The following is a 17,363-nucleotide window of genomic DNA, read 5'->3' as shown; positions in this document are numbered from 1 at the left end:
ATCAGCTCGTCTTCGGCGCCTCGTCTACCGCCTGTTCAGAATCCGCCGCACGCTCGCGAGCCTCACGTTCTTCGCGCGCCCGGATATCGCGCTTGAGCGTGCGCATCTGCCAGATGATGAACAGGATGAAGCCGCCGAAGGTCAGCGCGATCTCGATCAGGCCGGCGTAGTGGCTCATATCACGCCTCCGCTTCCACGGCGCGCCGACGGGTTTCCGACAGGGTCATCAGTTCGATCATGCGTCCGGCCTTCGCATCGAGCCCGGATGGCGCGTTGATGCGACCGGCAGCGGCGGCCTCGACCAGGAAACGGACCTCCTGATGGGCAGGTTCGGTGGAAACCGGCTGGAACAGAAACGGCGTCGCCGCCGCGCGGGCTATGAGCTCGAGCTTGCGCCGGGTCGAGGTGTGTGCCCTTGCGGTGATGCTGTCGTGACCGGCGATCTCGATCTCACGGCCGATCTCGCGGTAGATCAAGGCCGCACTGCGGATTGCCGTGCGGCAACTCAGCGGCAGGCCGGCAATTCCGGTCATGGCGCGGGCATAGAGGATGTGGGCCGCATCGAGCAGGCGCTCGACGGTGGCGCGCATCGCCGGACAGGCTTTCGGGTCCGACACGAAGGCCTGGGGATCGACGCCAGCCTCGTCAAGCCAGTTGAGCGGCAGGTAGATGCGGCCCCGGCGGGCGTCTTCGCCGACATCGCGGGCGATGTTGGTCAGTTGCATCGCAAGTCCGAGATCGGCGGCGCGGGCCAGCACCGCACGGTCACAGACGCCCATGATCAGCGTCATCATCACACCGACGCTTGAGGCGACGCGGGCGGCATAGCTGCAAAGCTCGTCGCAACTGCGGTAGGTGCGGTTTTCGACATCCCATTCGAAGCCCTCGATCAGGGCCGCGGGCAGCGCGCGGGGCATGGCGTAGTGCTCGACAACGGCGACAAAGGCGCGGTCGGCGGGATGGCTGCCCGGCGTGCCGCGATAGATGGCGTCGAGCCGGGCGCGGATCTCGAAAAGCCCTTCCGCCGGATCGGCGCTCTCATCGATCAGATCATCGGCGGCGCGGCAAAAGGCATAGAGTGCGCGGGCAGCCGACCGGGTCGAGCCGGGCAGCAGCATGGAGGCCGCCAGAAACGATTTCGAGCCGGCACGGATTGCTTCCTCGCACTCGCGGCGAAGACCGGGATCGAGCATGAAAGTCTCAGACGACGGTGCTGGCATGGGGCACTACCTTGTCGAGTATCTTGGCCGAGGAGACGACGCCGGGAAGCCCGGCACCGGGATGGGTTCCGGCCCCGACGAGAAACAGGTTTTCGACTTCCTCGCTCTTGTTGTGGGGACGGAACCAGGCGAGCTGGGTGATCACCGGTTCCATGCCGAAGGCCGCCCCCTTGACCGAGAGCAGGCGGTCGCGAAAATCCACCGGCGTCATCAGGCGCTGCGTCACGACATGCCGGCCAAGGCCGGGCAGCAGCGTCGCCTCGAGATGGGCCTCGATCTTGCGGCGATAGGGTTCGGCGGCGGCGGTCCAGTCAATTCCCGCATCCAGGTTCGGAACCGGCGACAGCACGTAGAAGCTATCACAGCCCTCGGGCGCGACGGATGGATCGGTGGCGGTCGGACGGTACAGATAGAGGCTGAAATCATCGGCGAGCACCTTGGCATCGAAGATATCATGCAGCAGCCCGCCGTAGCGCGGCCCCATCATCACCGTGTGATGGCCGACATCTTCGTAACGGCGGTCGGTGCCGAAATACCAGACAAGCAGGCTCATGGAGTATTTGGCACGATCGACCTTGGCGTCGGTCCAGCGCTTGCGCGGGTGGTTTGCCAACAGTTTGGTGTAGGTCCAGCCCGCATCGGCGTTCGAGACAACAATCGATGCAGGGAGATGCTCTCCGTCAGCGAGCCGGACGCCCGTGGCGCGGCCGGATTCGACCGTGATTTCGGCAACCTCCACCCCGGTGCGGATCACGCCGCCCTGCCCCTTGATCAGCCCTGACAGTCCCTTGACCAGCGCGTGTGTGCCGCCGATGGCGTAGTGCACGCCGTATTCCCGTTCGAGATAGGAAATCAGGCTCAATACGCCCGAAGACCGCATCGGGTTGCCGCCGATGAACAGCGGATGGAAGCTCAGCCCCTGCCGCAGTTTCTCGTTCTTGATGTACTTGGAAACGAGCTTGTAGACCGAGCGCTCGGCCCGGCGCAAAATCAGGTCGGGCAAGGCGCCGGCCATGGCGCCGAGGGTCGCATAGGTCTTGTCGATCATGCCGGTGAAGCCAGCCTGGAAGCAGCGCTCGCTCTCGGCGAGATAGCGCCGGTAGCCGGCGACATCGCCGGGTGAAAATTTCGCGATCTCGGCTTCCATCGCCTTGTCGTCACCATTGACGTGGAACTCCTGACCGTCATCGAAGCGGACCGTGTAGAACGGATCGAGCGGCCTGAGGTCGACATCGTCGGAGAGCCTGCGGCCGCACAGGGCCCAGAGTTCCTCGAACACGAACGGAGCGGTGATGATCGTCGGACCGGCATCGAAGGTGAAGCCATCCTGGCGGAACTGCGATGCCCGCCCTCCCGGCTCGTCGAGCTTCTCGACGACGGTGACCCGATAGCCGCGCGCGCCCAGCCTGACGGCTGCAGCCAAGCCGCCGAACCCTGCCCCGATGACAATGGCGTGGGGTCTGGCGTCGTGGCTTTGGCCACCGGCAAGCGATGGATCGTGGACGGTCATCATGGCGTCGCTCCCCGGGGGCTCTTGCTTCGATTTCGCGTCGGTCGATCCTGCATCTCAAGCCACCGACCGGGCGGAGGCCGGGGCGCATGATGCCTCGATCAGCTCGCAGACGCGTTGCGGATCAGCCTCGTGCAACAGATGTCCGCCACAGGGGACCGCGATGAAATTCCCCTCCGGTATCAGACGTGCGGCGCGGTCGGAGACACTTGAGGGAACCATCGGATCATCGGCCGCGGCAATGAGCGTGACCGGGGTCTTCAACCCTCCCAACCGCGCCAGCATCGGCTCCAGCCGCCAGTTCGCCATCATTCCGAGCGCGCCGCTGACATGGGAGGGCTGGCGCAGCAGCATGTGGTAGCAATCGCGGCCGGTCTTATCGACCGCGGAGCCGGTCGCCTTGATGAGATTGTCGGCCATGTTGCCGATCCGGGCCTGGAACGAGACAAGCCGCGAGGTTAGCGGATTGGCGAACAGCAGCTTGGCCAGAGGCGAGAGCAGCGCGTTGCCGCGGATCGGCTCGAGCGCGGCGTTGAGACCGATGATGCGGCAGGGGCGGATAGCGCCATCGAGCGCCATCTGGATGAGAACGGCAACGCCCGCGGAGTGGCCGATGGCGAGTGCGGGTTCGACCTGAAGCGCCCGGAGCAGGCCGGCAAGAGCGCGCGCCATGCCCGGCAGGGTCAGATCCTCAGCGCGGGCGCCCGAGGTGAAACCGTGTCCGGGCAGATCCATGGCAATCACCCGGTAACGCCTGGAAAGAAGCGGGATCAGGCCGCGAAAGGAATGGGTGGCAGCACCTGTTCCATGCACCAGCAGCGCCACTGGCGCCTCGGGATCGCCGAGGCTCTGGACGTGCCAGTCCAGCCGGCCAACACGCAGCATGCGGCTTGCATCACGAAACGGCCAGTTCCGGCCCGCATCCGCCAGAGTGGGACAGGAGCCGGAGAGCGTCATTACCCGGCGCCTTTCGACAGCTCGGCGCTGACAATGGCATTGACGGCGCTGGCCGAGACGATGGGAAGCGGACAGTATTGAGCCTGCATGGAGCGGGCCAGTTCGCGTGTTGATTCGCGCGGCCGGCGCGAAATGTCGATCAGGATCGAGCGGTAGCCCAGTGCCGCCCCGTGCCGCGCCAGCATCTGCGCGTCCTCGCCGGCGCGGACCCGATCGGCCTTGCCATCGAGCGCGATGTTGCCGCTGCCGTCCGTCAGGTAGACGATCAACGGCGACTGGCCGCGGCGCTGGACCATTCCGGCGATTTCGAGCGACCGCCGGATCGCGCCTGCCAGCGGTGTCGGGCCGCCGCCGGGAAGACCGGTCAGCGAGCGTTTGGCGCGGACCAGCGACCGGGTCGGCTCGAGCAGGGTCTCTGCCGAAACTCCACGAAAGCTGATCAGCGCGACCTGATCGCGCCGGACATAGCAATCGCCAAGCAGCAGTTCGATCGCCCCCTTGGCTTCAGCCAGCCGTTCCATGGCGGTGGAGCCGGACGCATCAACGGCGAAGATGGCGGTGGATTCGGTGCGGTGACGGAACCGGATATAGCGGAAGTCGCTTGGGAGGATACGCAGCGGCGGCGCCGAGCCATCTGCGCGAAGCGCGAAATCCGGATTGCGCAACCGCTGCCAGGGGATGGCCGCGCGCAAGGTGGAGACGACATCGGGCCGGGCCTCCGCGTAGGGAGGACGCGAGACGATGCCGGCGGGCCGGCCCCTGCGGCTGCCGGTCTTGATGCCGCCGGACTTTCCTGTACGAGCCAGCTTGGCGGCCATCGACCGGTCGGGCCGGTCAAGTTCGGCAAGGACAGCGCGCGAGGCCTGGGCGGCAGCGACCAGCATGTCTTCTTCCGACGGGTCGGGCTGCGAGACCTCGGTATCCGGCTGATCCTCGCCTGCCGGCGGTTCCGAGGGTGGTGGTGACTGATCGTCCCCCTCGGCACTTTCGGGTGTCTCGGCGGGTTGCGGCTGTTCGGACTGCGGGGCCATGTTCATGCCCAGGCACAGCCTGACCGCGGTCGCCAGATGGTCCGGCTTCACATCCGTGCCGTGCTCGAGCACAGCCAGAATGCGAGCGACGCGGATGAGATCAAGCGCCCGGCGGACAGGACTTCCGGGCAACGCCATGCTGACGGCGGCGGCGGCCTCGCGAACCTCATCAGGAACGGTAACCGCACGCATGGCCGAAGCACAATCGCCGGCTGATGGCAGCGGCTGCGCCAGCCTGCGGGCGAGGTCGGAATCGGTGAGCGCGTCATGGATCGACAGGCCGTCAAGGCACAGATCCAGCGTCAGCCGGTCGGCGAGCGCCGAAGGCAGATCCTCTTCATCATCGACGGATTCATCAAGCGCAATCAGCGAGAAACGGGCCGGCTGCACACGACCGGAGGATCCGGTCGCCACGCCATCATCAAGCGCGCGCCCGATGATCGCGGCACTGGCATCGGCCAGACGTTCGGCCATGCCCAGAATGATGAAACCACCGTCGGCGCGGGCCAGAATGCCGTTTTCATGCACCGGGCGTCCGGCGGCCAGAGTGGCGGCAATGTCAATTCCACCGGTCAGCCGTCCGGTGGCCGAAGAGGCCGGGATCCGGATCCATGGCAGGCCGCGGCCGTACTGGGCATCAAACAGCGCATGGACAGCTTCAAGCCAGCGGTCGCGCACCGGACCGGTGCCCGCACGCAGCCTGATGCCGCCGATCAGCCCGGCGCCAGCGACCAGGATCTGGGCCGACAGAAGCGCATCCGCCCAGCGCGGGTTGATCTGTGTGCCGTCGTTCTTTTCAGGCATGCCCAACCGGCTCTCCCGCAACTTCGCTGATCGCCCGGTCGACCCGGGTCTTCGAGCCGGCTTCGTCGAGCGGATCGCGGCGGAGCCGGTGCCTCAAGGCCATCGGCGCAACCGCCAGCACATCCTCGAGCGTGGCTTCCTTCCGCCGTGAAAGCGCCGCCTTGGCGCGGGCCGCGCGCATCAGTGTCAGTTCGCCACGCAGGCCATCGACCCCCAACTGCATGCACAGATGCGCCATCATGGTCATCAAGCGGTCGGACAGCGCGACTGAACCGACAGCCTTGCGTCCAGCGACAATTCGCGCGGCAAGGCGCTGCTCATCCTTGGCCCATTTTGCGTGGAAAGCCTCGGCGTCCTGCTCATAGGCATCGCGGCGCTTGAGCACCTCGATGCGCGAGGCGATGTCACGCGGGGAAGAGACGTCGACCGACAGGCCGAAACGATCAAGCAATTGCGGGCGCAATTCGCCCTCTTCGGGATTGCCGCTGCCAACCAGAACGAAACGGGCGGGATGGCGCACGCTCAGGCCCTCGCGCTCGACAACATTGACGCCGGAAGCGGCAACATCGAGCAGCAGGTCCACAAGGTGATCCTCGAGAAGATTGACCTCGTCGACATAGAGAAAGCCGCGATGGGCCTTGGCAAGCAGGCCCGGCTCGAATGCGCGTTCGCCAGAAACCAGCGCCTTCTCGATATCGAGCGCGCCGCAAACGCGGTCTTCCGTGGCACCGAGCGGAAGATCGACCATCGGCGCCCTGCTCTTGATTCGCGCCGATTTCGGCGCCGTAGCGCAAACCGGGCACGGGTCAGCCGGGTGAGCCGGATCGCAATTGTAGCGGCAGCCTCTGGTCCCGGCCAGTTCGGGCACCAGTTCCGCCAGAGCCCGCACCGCCGTGGATTTCCCGGTTCCGCGATCACCGAACACCAGAACACCGCCCAGAGATGGCTCGACCGCAGCCATGAGCAGCGCATCCTTCATCTCTTCCTGTCCGACAATTGCGCTGAAGGGATAAGGCTTTGCCATGGGTGGTGACCTCTCATTCCATTCTATCCGCTCCCGGCCACGCGCTCAGGCTATGGATGAGGACCGGACTTCAAACCGATAATGTCCATTCAATTGGACACTTCAACGTAAACCAGAATATACACTCCCGCACCATTTGCAATCTGGATAATGTCTCCCGCCTTGGTGTGACGCTGGGGTGCGCCAGCAGCCGCTTGAGAGCGAAGTGTTGAATTCATTCACAAATTTTCTTCGAGCCTGCACCGTCTGTATATTTTACATTACATTTGCGGTGTAAATTATAGTTTACATTTGCCGGTATTGAGCAGAGTATGCGCAGGACCGGCCTGAAAGAAGGGCGGTGTCTGGCGGGCATGAGACCCGGCGAAGATGGAGGCAGGCAATGGGGATCGTTTCGAAACCGGAGAACGCGACACCGATACTGGACGGCATCAACGGCCCCGAGGAAATTCGCCGGCTTGAGGATGCAGATCTGGTTCGCCTGGCCGACGAACTCCGGCGCGACACCATCGCGAAAGTGGCCGCAACCGGTGGCCATCTCGGTTCCACTCTCGGCGTTATCGAACTGACGGTCGCGATCCACGCCGTGTTCGACACCCCCCGCGACAAGCTGATCTGGGACGTCGGCCACCAGGCCTATGCCCACAAGATCCTGACCGGCCGGCGCCAGGCCATGGCCGGCCTGCGACAGGATGGCGGACTATCCGGCTTCACCAAGCGGTCGGAAAGCGAATACGACCCGTTCGGCGCGGCGCATTCCTCGACATCGATCTCGGCCGGCCTCGGCTTCACCGCCGCCCGATCGCTCGGTTTTGGCACGGGCGACGTCGTGGCGGTCATCGGTGACGGCGCGATGTCGGCGGGCATGGCCTATGAGGCGATGAACAATGCCGGCGCGCTGGGCAAGCGGATGTTTGTCATTCTCAACGACAATGAAATGTCGATCTCGCCCTCGGTCGGTGCCTTTTCCACACACCTGTCAGCGCTTTGCGCCCAGGCTCCGGCCATCGGCATGGACGCCGTGATGAAGAAGGCGGCTTCGATGCTGCCCGAACCGTTCAGGACCGGGGCCGCACGGGCGCGCCAGGCCATGGGTGCGCTGACCGGCACTTCAAGCCTGTTCGAACACATGGGCTTTACCTATGTCGGCCCGGTCGACGGACATGACCTGCCGCAGCTGCTGTCAGTTCTTCGTACCCTCAAGGGCATCGCCGATGGCCCGGTTCTCATTCACGCAATCACCCGCAAGGGCGCGGGATATGCGCCGGCGGAAAACAGCGCCGACAAGTATCATGGCGTCGGAAGCTTTGACGCCGAAACAGGCACGCTTGCCAAATCCAAACCGGGTGCTCCGAGCTACACCAAGGTGTTTGCCAACGCGCTGACCGATGAAGCCAGCCGCGACAGGGGCATTGTTGCAATCACCGCGGCGATGGCATCGGGAACGGGCCTCGATGTGTTTGCAAAGGCCCATCCCGAGCGGATGTTCGATGTGGGCATTGCCGAACAGCACGGCGTGACCTTCGCTGCGGGGCTGGCGGCGGCGGGAATGAAACCGTTCTGCGCGATCTATTCGACCTTTCTGCAGCGCGCCTATGACCAGATCGTCCACGATGTCGCCCTGCAGGGGCTGCCGGTCCGCTTTGCCATTGACCGCGCCGGCCTGGTTGGCGCCGACGGGCCGACCCATGCCGGGGCCTTCGATATCGCCTATCTGTCCAACCTCCCCGGCTTCACGGTGATGGCGGCCGCCGACGAGGCCGAACTTGTCCACATGGTGGCCACCGCCGCCGCGCATGATAGCGGGCCGATTGCGTTCAGATATCCGCGCGGAGAGGGAACCGGTGTGGCGCTGCCCGAACGGGGCGAACCGCTCGAGATCGGCAAGGGCCGCATTGTCCGGCAGGGCGATGACATAGCATTCCTGTCCTTCGGCGCCCGGCTCGGCGAATGCCTTGAGGCTGCCGACATGCTTGAAGCGCATGGGCTGACTGCCACCGTGGCCGATGCCCGCTTCGCCAAGCCCCTCGATACCGCGATGATCGCGCAACTGGCCAAGCGTCACGACCTGCTGATCACGGTGGAAGAAGGCGCCAGCGGCGGTTTCGGAGCCTGTGTGCTGCAGCACCTGACGGAAACCGGTCAGCTTGACGGCTCCTTCGCCATTCGCAGCCTGTGCCTGCCCGACCGGTTCGAGCAGCACGCGGCTCCTCAGACGATGTATGACCGGTCGGGTCTGACAGCCCCTCACCTCATGGCCACGGCCTTGGAAAGCCTGGTCAGGAAACAACAGAAGCAGCCGAACAAGAAGGCGCAACTGGCCGCCATATGATAGACGGGTGAGTTGCGCCCTGAAATTCCACTGGAATTCTTGCACGAGGGATGGGCTTTTTATCCGTTTCGGCAATAACCGCATTGCAGTATCACCTATCTGGCACTCGTTTCTTTGCCAAATCCGTCATACCTTTTCCTCATGCGGGATCAATTCCGTGTGATGGGGAGGATCAATGTCCGGCAATGAAGAGGGAGGTGGACACCAGCCGTTCATCCCGGACAGAATACACATGACCGAGGGAACGAGGGGATCGTCTGCGCGTGCGCTAAGGGGCATTCGAGGCAGTGGGTCGCAATCCCAGATGGGAACTGCCGACCGCAGCAGGCTCGAGGGCGCGATCCGGCAACACTTCCACCACCATGAAACCGCCGCCGACACCGGGGCGGCTGAACGCCAACTCATGGATGGGACGGTTCACTTCCGCCAGTTTCTCAGCACGCTGCTGGAAAAGGATCCCAAGCACTTTCGCGCAGCACTCGACCGGCTTCGCAGCGAACGCGCACCGCTTCTGGTCATCTGCGAAACGCTGATCGTTCCGGTGGCCGAGGAACTTGGCCGAATGTGGTGCGAGGACCAGCAGAGTTTCGCAAGCATCACCGCCGCAACCGCGCGACTGCAGCTGCTGCTGAACAGCCTTGCCGATGTCGAAGGCCCTTCGTTTCACGACGAGGAGCGCCCACGAATCCTGCTGATGCGAATGCCCAGCAACGACCACACGCTCGGACTGAGCGTGATTTCCTCGGTCTTTCATGAGGAAGGCTGGTCGGTGGAGGGCGGGCCAAGTCTGCAGGCCGGCAACCGCGCCTACGGGATGGCCCGTGAGGGCGGCTACCGGATGATCGGGGTCTCCGTCGCGGTCGGTTCCTCCGTCGACGAAATCAGCGCCATCATCAACAAAATCCGCAAAGCCTGCCCGGATCCATCCATGTCGATCCTGCTCGGCGGCGCCTCCCTCAGTGACCGGGCGCCAGAGCTCAAGGCCGCGGGCGCCGACATCGTGGCGCTGGATGTGCGTCAGGCCATCGAGCAGGCAAACACGCTCCTGAAGAGTAGAGGCTGACGCGCCCAAGCTGCTGGGCAATGGCCTGACAAGGCGACCAGGAAGCGCCATGCGCGACCATCTCAATCAGACGGATCGGGCCCGCGCATTTTCAGCGACACCTGAACCATCGCCATGGCAACCGCCGAAAGCGCGACGCAAATCCAGAAGGCGTTGACGCCGATCAGGCCGAAAGCGACACCGAAACTGGCGACGACCAGAATCGAAAACCCCTGCATCATGACGCCGAAGAGACTTTGAGCCTCGGCCGAGATGTCTTCGCCGGTGCGCTTGGCGATGAAGTAGAGGCATCCGAGATAGGAGAATGTGAAGGTAATCGCCTGGCCGAGCTGCATCAGCACGATCAGCCACAGCGGCGGGGACATGCTCATGCCGGTCCACCTGAGGACCGAGACCGCGCCGGCGATCAAGATGAGGATGCGGGCCGGAAAGCGAAAATTGATCCGCTTCCAGGCAAACATGGTGGCGGCTTCCGCTGCCGCTCCGAGCGCAATGAGAAGTCCAATGGTGGATTCATTCAGGCCCTGCTGTTTCCAGACCAGCGACGAAAAGGCATTCATGACCATGTGGTTGGCAAACAGGATGGCGCCGGCGATCACCGGCAGCAGCACCCAGGGCCGGAATGCGGCAATGACATCGCGCGACAGGAAGGCACCCTCGGACCGGGTGCGCGGCTGTTCGGCATCGCGCAGGCGCGGCAAGCCGATCGCGGCGAGGAAACGCGCAAAGCAGGCGAATGCCAAAAGCCAGACAAAGGTCTCGGGCCCGAACCAGAGCACGAGGAAACCGGTGGCGTAGCACATCGCAAGAAAGCCGACCGTGCCCCAGGCCCTGGTCACGCCAAAGGAGAAGCCAAGACGCAGTGACAGCCGCATGGTCGCGGCATCGGCCACCGGACTGACCAGGCCAGCGGGAAGCGTGGCAAGTGTCCAGATGAGCAGGATCATCCAGAAGCCTTCGGCAAAGCCGAGCAGCAGAGAGCAGGCCGCGGCCAGGCCGGTGCCGATCGTGATGGCCTGCTTCCAATCGGCGGCCCGGTCGGCAAGGCGTCCGACGAAGACGCTGAACAGCAGCATTCCAAGCATCGGAAGGGTGTTGATCAGCCCGATCTGTGCATCGGTAATGCCGCGTTCGTTAAGCCAGATCGGCAAATAGGTGACGGTGACCGCCGGCGCCCAGAATGCCACGGCATAGTAGCGGGTCGCCGCAAATTCCGGCTTTGACATCGGGGACAGGCCTTCAGCGATAGAAGTGGGCGTGACCCGTGCAGCAGCCAGGACAAGAAAAACGGGACCAATCACAAATCACCGACCGAGCTTTAATCCATGCCGATGAATTGCGCCATGGGCTGGAGCATTTCCGATGAAAACCAAGTCACCGGAAATGCTCTACTTATGTTTTTATGTCATTCCGATCGCGAAGCCGGTTTCCACTTTCGCTGGAATTGCTCCCATGCCGGTCTTCACCCGCCAATCCGTGAGGGTGGGCCTCCTTGCTATCGGCCGGGGCCTGATCCCGGTCATGCAGTCCGTAATCGCGCAGCACCTCAGCAACCCGAAGCCGGTAACCGGCAAACACGCCCGCCCTGCCCCGCGCCTGGGCATTGCGGTGGGCGCTCAGGGTCCGCCAACGCTTGACGGCATCCTCGTCCCGAAAGAATGAGAGCGACAGCAGCTTGCCCGGCGTGGTGAGGCTTTCGAAGCGTTCGACCGAGATGAAGCCATCGACCTCGTCGAGCAACGGACGCATCGAGGCAGCAATATCGAGATACTGCTGGCGACGGCCATCGGCAGGTTCGACCTCGAAGATGACAGCAATCATGGCCGGACCACCCCGGCGTGCGGGCCGGAGACCAGCCTGAGAAAAGTGCGATCCTCGCGCAGCAGAAACTTTTCGCGCTGGGCGAACTCATAGTTCTCGCGGCCCAGCGGGTCCTCGCTCAGGCGTTGCCGATAGGCCTCATAGGCAGCCAGGCTGTCGAGGGAGTAGACGCCATATGCGAGCGTCGATGAGCCTTCGTGCGGACTGAAGTAGCCGATCAGATTGGCGCCGCAACGCGGTATCGCCTTGCCCCAGTTACGTGCGTAGTGCTCGAACTCGGCTTTCTTCGTCGGATCGATGTGATAGCGAATGAAACAGGTGATCATGTATGCCTCCGGTTTGGGAAGCTTTCTATGCCACGTTGACGATCGCTTATGCTTCGACTAGCATCGAAGTATGAAAGAAGGTCCAGACATAGCCCAGCTGGGCGCGTTGATCGGCGATCCGGCGCGCGCCAACATGCTGACCGCGCTGATGGCCGGCGGGGCGCTGACCGCGAGCAAACTGGCCGCGGAGGCTGGCGTGACCGTGCAAACGGCGAGTTCCCATCTCAAGAAGCTCGAAAGCGCCGACCTCCTGATCCAACGCAAACAGGGAAGGCATCGCTATTTTGCCCTTGCCGATGATGATGTCGGCGCGCTTCTGGAAACCATGATGGGGCTCGCGGCCCGGCGCGGACTGACGCGCACCCGCACCGGGCCGAAGGATCCGGCGCTCAGAAAGGCGCGGGTCTGCTACAACCATCTGGCGGGCGAGCTCGGGGTTGCTCTTTATGACGGACTTCTGGCGTCGGCGATGCTGGACGAGGTGGACGGCGAACCGGTTTTGACTGAGGCCGGTCGTGAACGGATGATGCAGTTCGGCATCGATCTGGCAGCACTTGAAACCCAGCGGCGGCCCTTGTGCCGGTCCTGTCTTGACTGGAGTGCGCGGCGCACGCACCTGGCCGGATCACTCGGCCAGACCCTGCTCTCCCGGTTTGAAAGCCTGGGTTGGGCTCGCCGTGAAGCAGCTTCTCGCGTTGTGCATTTCACCGAGCGGGGCGAGACCGAATTGCTGGCCACCTTTTGCCGGCAAGACCAAAACTCACACGGGAACCGGAGCCAGCGCATAATGCGCGATACCTGAACCAAAGCTCCAGTCGAGCGAAGTGTTTTCAAAGAGTACGACCATGACATCCTCAGGCCGTATCGCGGCCCTGGCCTGCGCCAGGCGGGCAATGTCGCGGTAGAGCGCCTGTTTCTGGGTTTCCGTCCGCCCCATCCGGAAGGTGATCTCGACGATAACCGCCTCCGGACTGCGCTCAAGACCGGGGAAGCTCGGGTTCAGAACCAGACTCGACGGATCCAGTCGGTGGACGACGTGAAACAGATCATCTCCCGGTACATTGGCCGTCGCCACCAGCGCTTCGTGAACGGCGTCGCGCAAACCGGCAACCCGGTCATCGGCAAGCGATTGCGGCACATTGAACTTGACCAGGGGCATGGTCGTCTCCCTTTTTGACAACAAGGCCGGACCGGCGCAGCAGGTGCGAACGGATCCGTTCAAAGGCAGTGGAGCCGGTCAGGCCACCCAGAATGCGGCATCCTTCTGCCGGCGTGTCCGCCGACCCGTCATCCGGCTCCAGATCAGCGACATGGCATGGTTGATGGCTCTCGTGCGCTCCTGGTGGGCCCGTTCGCGGTACCGGTCAAAATCCGGCAGATGATCGATTGCATGCAGATCATGATGTGGTGGCCGGTTGCTCTGTATCGACATGTCAGTCTCCTTCGGTGATGTCGTGGCGTTGACAGAGTTGTATTATTGTTTTCAGGATTTATAATCTGCCATTATTGAGGATCACTCCGGACTTTCAGTCATGAATAGAACCGCAGCATCCGACGAGATCGGGATATTTGTCCGGGTGGTGGAACGCGGCGGTTTTGCCGCGGCCGCCGAGGAGACAGGACTGACGCCTTCGGGCGTTTCCAAGGCAGTCACGCGGCTCGAGGACCGGCTGGGTGTGAAGCTTCTGCAGCGCACGACCCGGCGGCTGATGATGACGGCAGAGGGAGAAACCCTGCTCAATCGCGGCCGCGAGATCCTCGCTGCGATCGAAGCGACCGAAGCGGAGGTGATGTCCGCCCGCGGCAGGCCGCAAGGCACCATCCGGGTCAATATGGGCACGGCCTTCGCCAAGCACCGGCTGGCGCCCGTGCTGCCGGATTTCAGGGCCCGTTATCCGGACATCGACCTCGTGGTCTCGGTGGCCGACCGCCGCGTCGATGTGATCGGCGAACAGCTCGACATGGCGATCAGGACCGGAGCGCTGACGGATTCAAGCCTGATTGCGCGGCAGCTTGGCCAATCAAGACGGATTATTGCGGCCAGTCCGGCCTATCTCGAGCGCCACGGCGAACCACAATCGGCCGCCGATCTCAAGGACCACGCCTGCCTGGCGATCACCGGATTCGCGCGTCTCGCGGAATGGCCGATCAAGGTCGACGGCAAGGTTGTCCCGGTGGCTGTCAAACCGGCGGTCACCTGCGACAATGCCGACATCCTGGCGGAAATGGCTTTGGCGGGGCTTGGAATCGTGCGGCTGGCGAGTTTCGTCATCGAGGACGCCATCGCCGATGGTCGGCTGAAGCCCTTGCTGGTCGATTGCCATGTCTCCGAACCGGTGCCAATTACCGCGCTGATGCCCCCGGGGCGGCAGCACCTGCCACGGGTGCGGGCATTCATCGACTTTCTGGTCGAGCACGCGGCGTAAAAGCCTGTCCAGCCGCAGATGACCGGCGAGCGGAGATGGCTAGACCGCGAGGTCGAGGTCCGACCGCTGCGCTTCAGAAACGGGCAATGCGGAGCGAGCTGGCCAGTGTGGCTCCGGCAGGGAAGCTATGGCGGGCTTGGCAAAGAAGTAGCCCTGCATGAGGTCGACGCCGAGATCATGCAGCACGTCAAACTCGGCTTGCGTTTCAACGCCTTCACACACGACTTCGATACCGAGATCATGTAACATGTGCACATTGTGGCGAAGCATGGTGGCCTTGACCGGAGATCCGTCGATATCCCGGATCAGACCCATGTCGAGCTTGACCACGTCGGGTTGAAACTTGGAGAGAAGATCGAGGCCCGCATAGCCGGCACCGAAATCATCGATGGCCGTCTTGAAGCCCAGATTGCGGTAGGCGTGAAGAATGTTGAGCAGATGCGCCGTGTCGACGCGCTCGGATTCGGTAAATTCGAACATGATCCGTTCGACCGGAAATCCGGTCCGCATCGCGGTTTCCAGGGTCAACTTGATACAGGCCTTGGGTTCATAGACCGCGTTGGGCAGAAAATTGATGGAGAGGTAGGCATCATGTTCAGCGAGATCGAGCGCGGTCGCAAGCTCGATCGCCGTCACCCGGCATTTCTGGTCGAAAGCGTAGCGGTTCGCATCGGTGACCTGGGACAGGAGGACGCCTGCGCCCTCACCTTCCGCGCCACGCAAGAGTGCCTCGTAGGCAAACATGCGCTTATTCCGGACATCCAAGATCGGCTGGAAAGCCATGGTGATGTCAGCCGCGAATTTTGCACCGTTTCGGCACCCTTCGCACGTCTTCCGGTCAGTCATTTTGGTCTCTCGCTCGCTATGTTCGGAGACCATAGGCAAAAGCCGTTAAGAGAAGGTGTCGGGCACCACTTTGGCCGTGACAAGCCCATACCAATGAAGTGGCGACAAACCATAGGACCAGCAAAATCGGGAAAAATCTGGTCGGAGTGAGAGGATTCGAACCTCCGACCCCGTCGTCCCGAACGACGTGCGCTACCAGGCTGCGCTACACTCCGTGACCAGCGGGCTGGCTTATAGACCGAGGCAGGCGTGGCCACAAGCCCCTTCTTGATGAAATCAGCGACCCGTCGGGATCAGTATCGCGGTTGCCGCCGGACAGAAGGGTATCAGAAGCTTGCGGAGGTCTAGCCGTCCTTGCCGGAGCCCGGAGGCGGCGGCGTGCCGCGCTGATCCTCAGCAGCTTGATCGGGCTGGCCGGAAAGAAAAAACCCCCAGCCGACATAAGCGGAGAGCACCAGGAAGAACAGCAGCCAACCGGTGGAGCCTGAGAAGAACTCGACCACGGTCCATGCCAGGACCAAAGCAAAAATGATGATGCGGCGCGTGAGCGGCCGGTAAAACGGATGCCCGAAATCCACCAGTGCCCATCTCATGGTTCAATCCTTCCGGCAAATCTTCTGCCCTGACCGTTGCCGCCATGTGTCATGCTCGTCTGCACCTCTGCCCAAAGCCTCTACCGCACACAAGAGCCGATCGCTCGGGCCGGGTCAACACGCGGCGCGCAAAAGCGGAATCGCATCTTCCCGTCAAAACAAAGCGAAGTCATACTCATCGCATGGAAGATCCCGATGCGCGCGCCTTGCGGACACGGAAAGGTTACACCGTGAACACCGAACCCCATCTCGCCGGACTGACGGTTGGCTATGATATCCCTGCCCTGCCCGGCATGGACGAGGCCGATGTGCAGACGCCGTGCCTGGTGCTCGATCTCGATGCACTGGAGCGCAACCTGATCAGGATGGCCGGGCGCACGCGGGAGATGGGTATGCGCCTGCGCGCTCACGGGAAGATGCACAAGTCCGTCGACGTGGCGAAGCTGCAGCAGTCAATCGGAGGCTCGACCGGGATCTGCTGTCAGAAGGTCTCTGAGGCGGAGGCGTTCGTGCGTGGCGGCATCTGCGATGTGCTCGTCTCCAACCAGGTGCGCGGCAAGCTGAAAATCGACCGGCTGGCGCAACTGCCAAAGCTGGGGGCTCGCGTAAGTTGCTGCATCGATGATCCGGTGAATGTTGCAGAGCTTTCAGAGGCAGTCACTCGGCATGGCACCACGCTTGAGTGTCTCGTCGAGATCGATTGCGGTGCGGGTCGCTGCGGGGTGACGGACCCGGCAGAGGTGGTGGCGCTGGCCAAAGCAGTCAACGCCGCCCCGGGCCTGATATTTGCGGGCATCCAGGCCTATCAGGGCGCCATGCAGCACCTGCAAGATCACCGGGACCGAAGGGCCAAGGCCGATGCGGCGATTGCTCTCGTCAAAGACGTCTTGGCGGCGCTGCAAGCTGCCGGCGTGAAGTGCGACAGCGTCACGGGTGGCGGCACGGGCAGTTTTGCGTTCGAAGGCAATTCGGGCGTCTACACCGAACTGCAGTGCGGGTCCTATGCCTTCATGGACGCGGACTACGGCCGCATTCTCGATCTGGACGGCAAGCGCCTGGACCACGGCGAATTCGAGAACGCGCTGTTTGTTCTCACATCGGTGATGAGCCATGTCAAAACCGACTTGGCGGTGTGTGACGCAGGGCTGAAGGTGCTCTCCGTCGATAGCGGCCTGCCGGTGGTGTTCGGGCGCGGCGACGTGGGCTATGTCCAGTGTTCGGACGAGCACGGCCAGATCACCGATCCTGCCGGCGCACTCAAGGTCGGCGACAGGCTTTGGCTGGTGCCGGGCCATTGCGACCCGACCTGCAATCTTCATGACTGGTATGTCGGGCTGCGCAACGGCAAGGTTGAATGCCTCTGGCCGGTCTCGGCACGGGGCAAGGCATTCTGATGCCGTCGCCGGAGAT

The 17,363-nt window shown here is 63.2% G+C and carries 18 protein-coding genes and 1 tRNA gene; 5 read left to right on the top strand and 14 right to left on the bottom strand.

Going from position 1 to position 17,363, the window contains the following annotated elements; all coding sequences use genetic code 11:
• Position 1: 1 nt before the first annotated feature.
• Genes GTW23_RS16050 through bchI form a run of 6 tightly spaced genes read right to left on the bottom strand, consistent with a single transcriptional unit; the run spans position 2 to position 6,546 of the window.
• Complete coding sequence (locus tag GTW23_RS16050; protein WP_252916495.1) at positions 2-178, bottom strand: hypothetical protein; 177 nt, start codon at positions 176-178, stop codon at positions 2-4.
• 1 nt (position 179) lies between these two features.
• A complete protein-coding gene (locus tag GTW23_RS16045; RefSeq protein ID WP_252916494.1) occupies positions 180-1,193 on the bottom strand; it encodes a phytoene/squalene synthase family protein in 1,014 nt (337 codons plus the stop codon).
• Between the two features lie 7 nt (positions 1,194-1,200).
• Positions 1,201-2,733 (bottom strand): phytoene desaturase, encoded by a 1,533-nt coding sequence (locus GTW23_RS16040; protein WP_252916493.1) that lies wholly within the window; start codon positions 2,731-2,733, stop codon positions 1,201-1,203.
• Positions 2,734-2,787: 54 nt separating this feature from the next.
• The gene (bchO, locus tag GTW23_RS16035) at positions 2,788-3,687 is read right to left on the bottom strand and encodes an alpha/beta fold hydrolase BchO (protein WP_252916492.1); all 900 of its coding nucleotides are present in this window, start codon (positions 3,685-3,687) and stop codon (positions 2,788-2,790) included.
• Positions 3,687-5,522, bottom strand: coding sequence for a VWA domain-containing protein (locus GTW23_RS16030; protein WP_252916491.1), 1,836 nt, complete (start codon positions 5,520-5,522; stop codon positions 3,687-3,689). The genes bchO and GTW23_RS16030 overlap by 1 nt, the downstream gene beginning before the upstream one ends.
• Positions 5,515-6,546 carry a magnesium chelatase ATPase subunit I gene (gene bchI / locus GTW23_RS16025; RefSeq protein ID WP_252916490.1) on the bottom strand — a complete coding sequence of 344 codons (1,032 nt, stop codon included), beginning with the start codon at positions 6,544-6,546 and terminating at the stop codon, positions 5,515-5,517. The genes GTW23_RS16030 and bchI overlap by 8 nt, the downstream gene beginning before the upstream one ends.
• A 382-nt stretch (positions 6,547-6,928) precedes the next feature.
• Here bchI and dxs point away from each other — a divergent pair, with 382 nt between their 5' ends.
• Both dxs and GTW23_RS16015 read left to right on the top strand, forming a co-directional pair.
• Entirely contained in the window at positions 6,929-8,878 is a 1,950-nt protein-coding gene (gene dxs, locus GTW23_RS16020) for a 1-deoxy-D-xylulose-5-phosphate synthase (RefSeq protein ID WP_252916489.1), read from the top strand.
• A 304-nt stretch (positions 8,879-9,182) separates the two neighbouring features.
• A complete protein-coding gene (locus GTW23_RS16015; protein ID WP_193217300.1) occupies positions 9,183-9,941 on the top strand; it encodes a cobalamin B12-binding domain-containing protein in 759 nt (252 codons plus the stop codon).
• Positions 9,942-10,003: 62 nt separating this feature from the next.
• Here the strand turns inward: GTW23_RS16015 and GTW23_RS16010 are convergent, their stop codons facing one another.
• The 3 genes from GTW23_RS16010 to GTW23_RS16000 all read right to left on the bottom strand — a co-directional run bounded on the left by GTW23_RS16010 (position 10,004) and on the right by GTW23_RS16000 (position 12,088).
• Complete coding sequence (locus GTW23_RS16010; RefSeq protein ID WP_252916488.1) at positions 10,004-11,167, bottom strand: MFS transporter; 1,164 nt, start codon at positions 11,165-11,167, stop codon at positions 10,004-10,006.
• A gap of 166 nt (positions 11,168-11,333) precedes the next feature.
• Positions 11,334-11,762: an antibiotic biosynthesis monooxygenase family protein gene (locus tag GTW23_RS16005; protein WP_252916487.1), complete on the bottom strand. Its 429-nt coding sequence runs from the start codon at positions 11,760-11,762 to the stop codon at positions 11,334-11,336.
• Positions 11,759-12,088 (bottom strand): NIPSNAP family protein, encoded by a 330-nt coding sequence (locus GTW23_RS16000; protein WP_252916486.1) that lies wholly within the window; start codon positions 12,086-12,088, stop codon positions 11,759-11,761. The genes GTW23_RS16005 and GTW23_RS16000 overlap by 4 nt, the downstream gene beginning before the upstream one ends.
• Positions 12,089-12,158: 70 nt before the next feature.
• Here GTW23_RS16000 and GTW23_RS15995 point away from each other — a divergent pair, with 70 nt between their 5' ends.
• Entirely contained in the window at positions 12,159-12,890 is a 732-nt protein-coding gene (locus tag GTW23_RS15995; protein WP_252916485.1) for an ArsR/SmtB family transcription factor, read from the top strand.
• Here GTW23_RS15995 and GTW23_RS15990 read toward each other — a convergent pair.
• On the bottom strand, positions 12,849-13,247 hold the full coding sequence (locus GTW23_RS15990) for a tautomerase family protein (RefSeq protein ID WP_252916484.1): 399 nt from the start codon (positions 13,245-13,247) through the stop codon (positions 12,849-12,851). The two genes, GTW23_RS15995 and GTW23_RS15990, sit on opposite strands and share 42 nt — an antisense overlap.
• Before the next feature lie 78 nt (positions 13,248-13,325).
• Entirely contained in the window at positions 13,326-13,520 is a 195-nt protein-coding gene (locus GTW23_RS15985; RefSeq protein WP_152009553.1) for a hypothetical protein, read from the bottom strand.
• A 100-nt stretch (positions 13,521-13,620) separates the two neighbouring features.
• On the opposite strand from GTW23_RS15985, the gene GTW23_RS15980 reads away from it, so the two are divergent.
• Positions 13,621-14,514: a LysR family transcriptional regulator gene (locus GTW23_RS15980; RefSeq protein ID WP_152009554.1), complete on the top strand. Its 894-nt coding sequence runs from the start codon at positions 13,621-13,623 to the stop codon at positions 14,512-14,514.
• 39 nt (positions 14,515-14,553) lie between these two features.
• Here the strand turns inward: GTW23_RS15980 and GTW23_RS15975 are convergent, their stop codons facing one another.
• The 3 genes from GTW23_RS15975 to GTW23_RS15965 form a co-directional block, all read right to left on the bottom strand.
• Positions 14,554-15,297, bottom strand: coding sequence for an EAL domain-containing protein (locus GTW23_RS15975; protein WP_324288638.1), 744 nt, complete (start codon positions 15,295-15,297; stop codon positions 14,554-14,556).
• Positions 15,298-15,498: 201 nt separating this feature from the next.
• Positions 15,499-15,575 (bottom strand) — tRNA-Pro (locus tag GTW23_RS15970).
• 129 nt (positions 15,576-15,704) lie between these two features.
• The gene (locus GTW23_RS15965) at positions 15,705-15,953 is read right to left on the bottom strand and encodes a hypothetical protein (protein ID WP_252916482.1); all 249 of its coding nucleotides are present in this window, start codon (positions 15,951-15,953) and stop codon (positions 15,705-15,707) included.
• Between the two features lie 230 nt (positions 15,954-16,183).
• On the opposite strand from GTW23_RS15965, the gene bhcC reads away from it, so the two are divergent.
• Entirely contained in the window at positions 16,184-17,347 is a 1,164-nt protein-coding gene (gene bhcC, locus GTW23_RS15960) for a 3-hydroxy-D-aspartate aldolase BhcC (RefSeq protein ID WP_382264597.1), read from the top strand.
• The last annotated feature ends 16 nt before the right edge of the window (positions 17,348-17,363 follow it).

Origin of the sequence: Parahoeflea alexandrii, assembly GCF_024105735.1 — a bacterium.
Lineage (GTDB): Bacteria > Pseudomonadota > Alphaproteobacteria > Rhizobiales > Rhizobiaceae > Hoeflea > Hoeflea alexandrii.
Note: the sequence above shows the minus strand (reverse complement) of the source record. Positions and strands in the feature narration are given on the sequence as shown.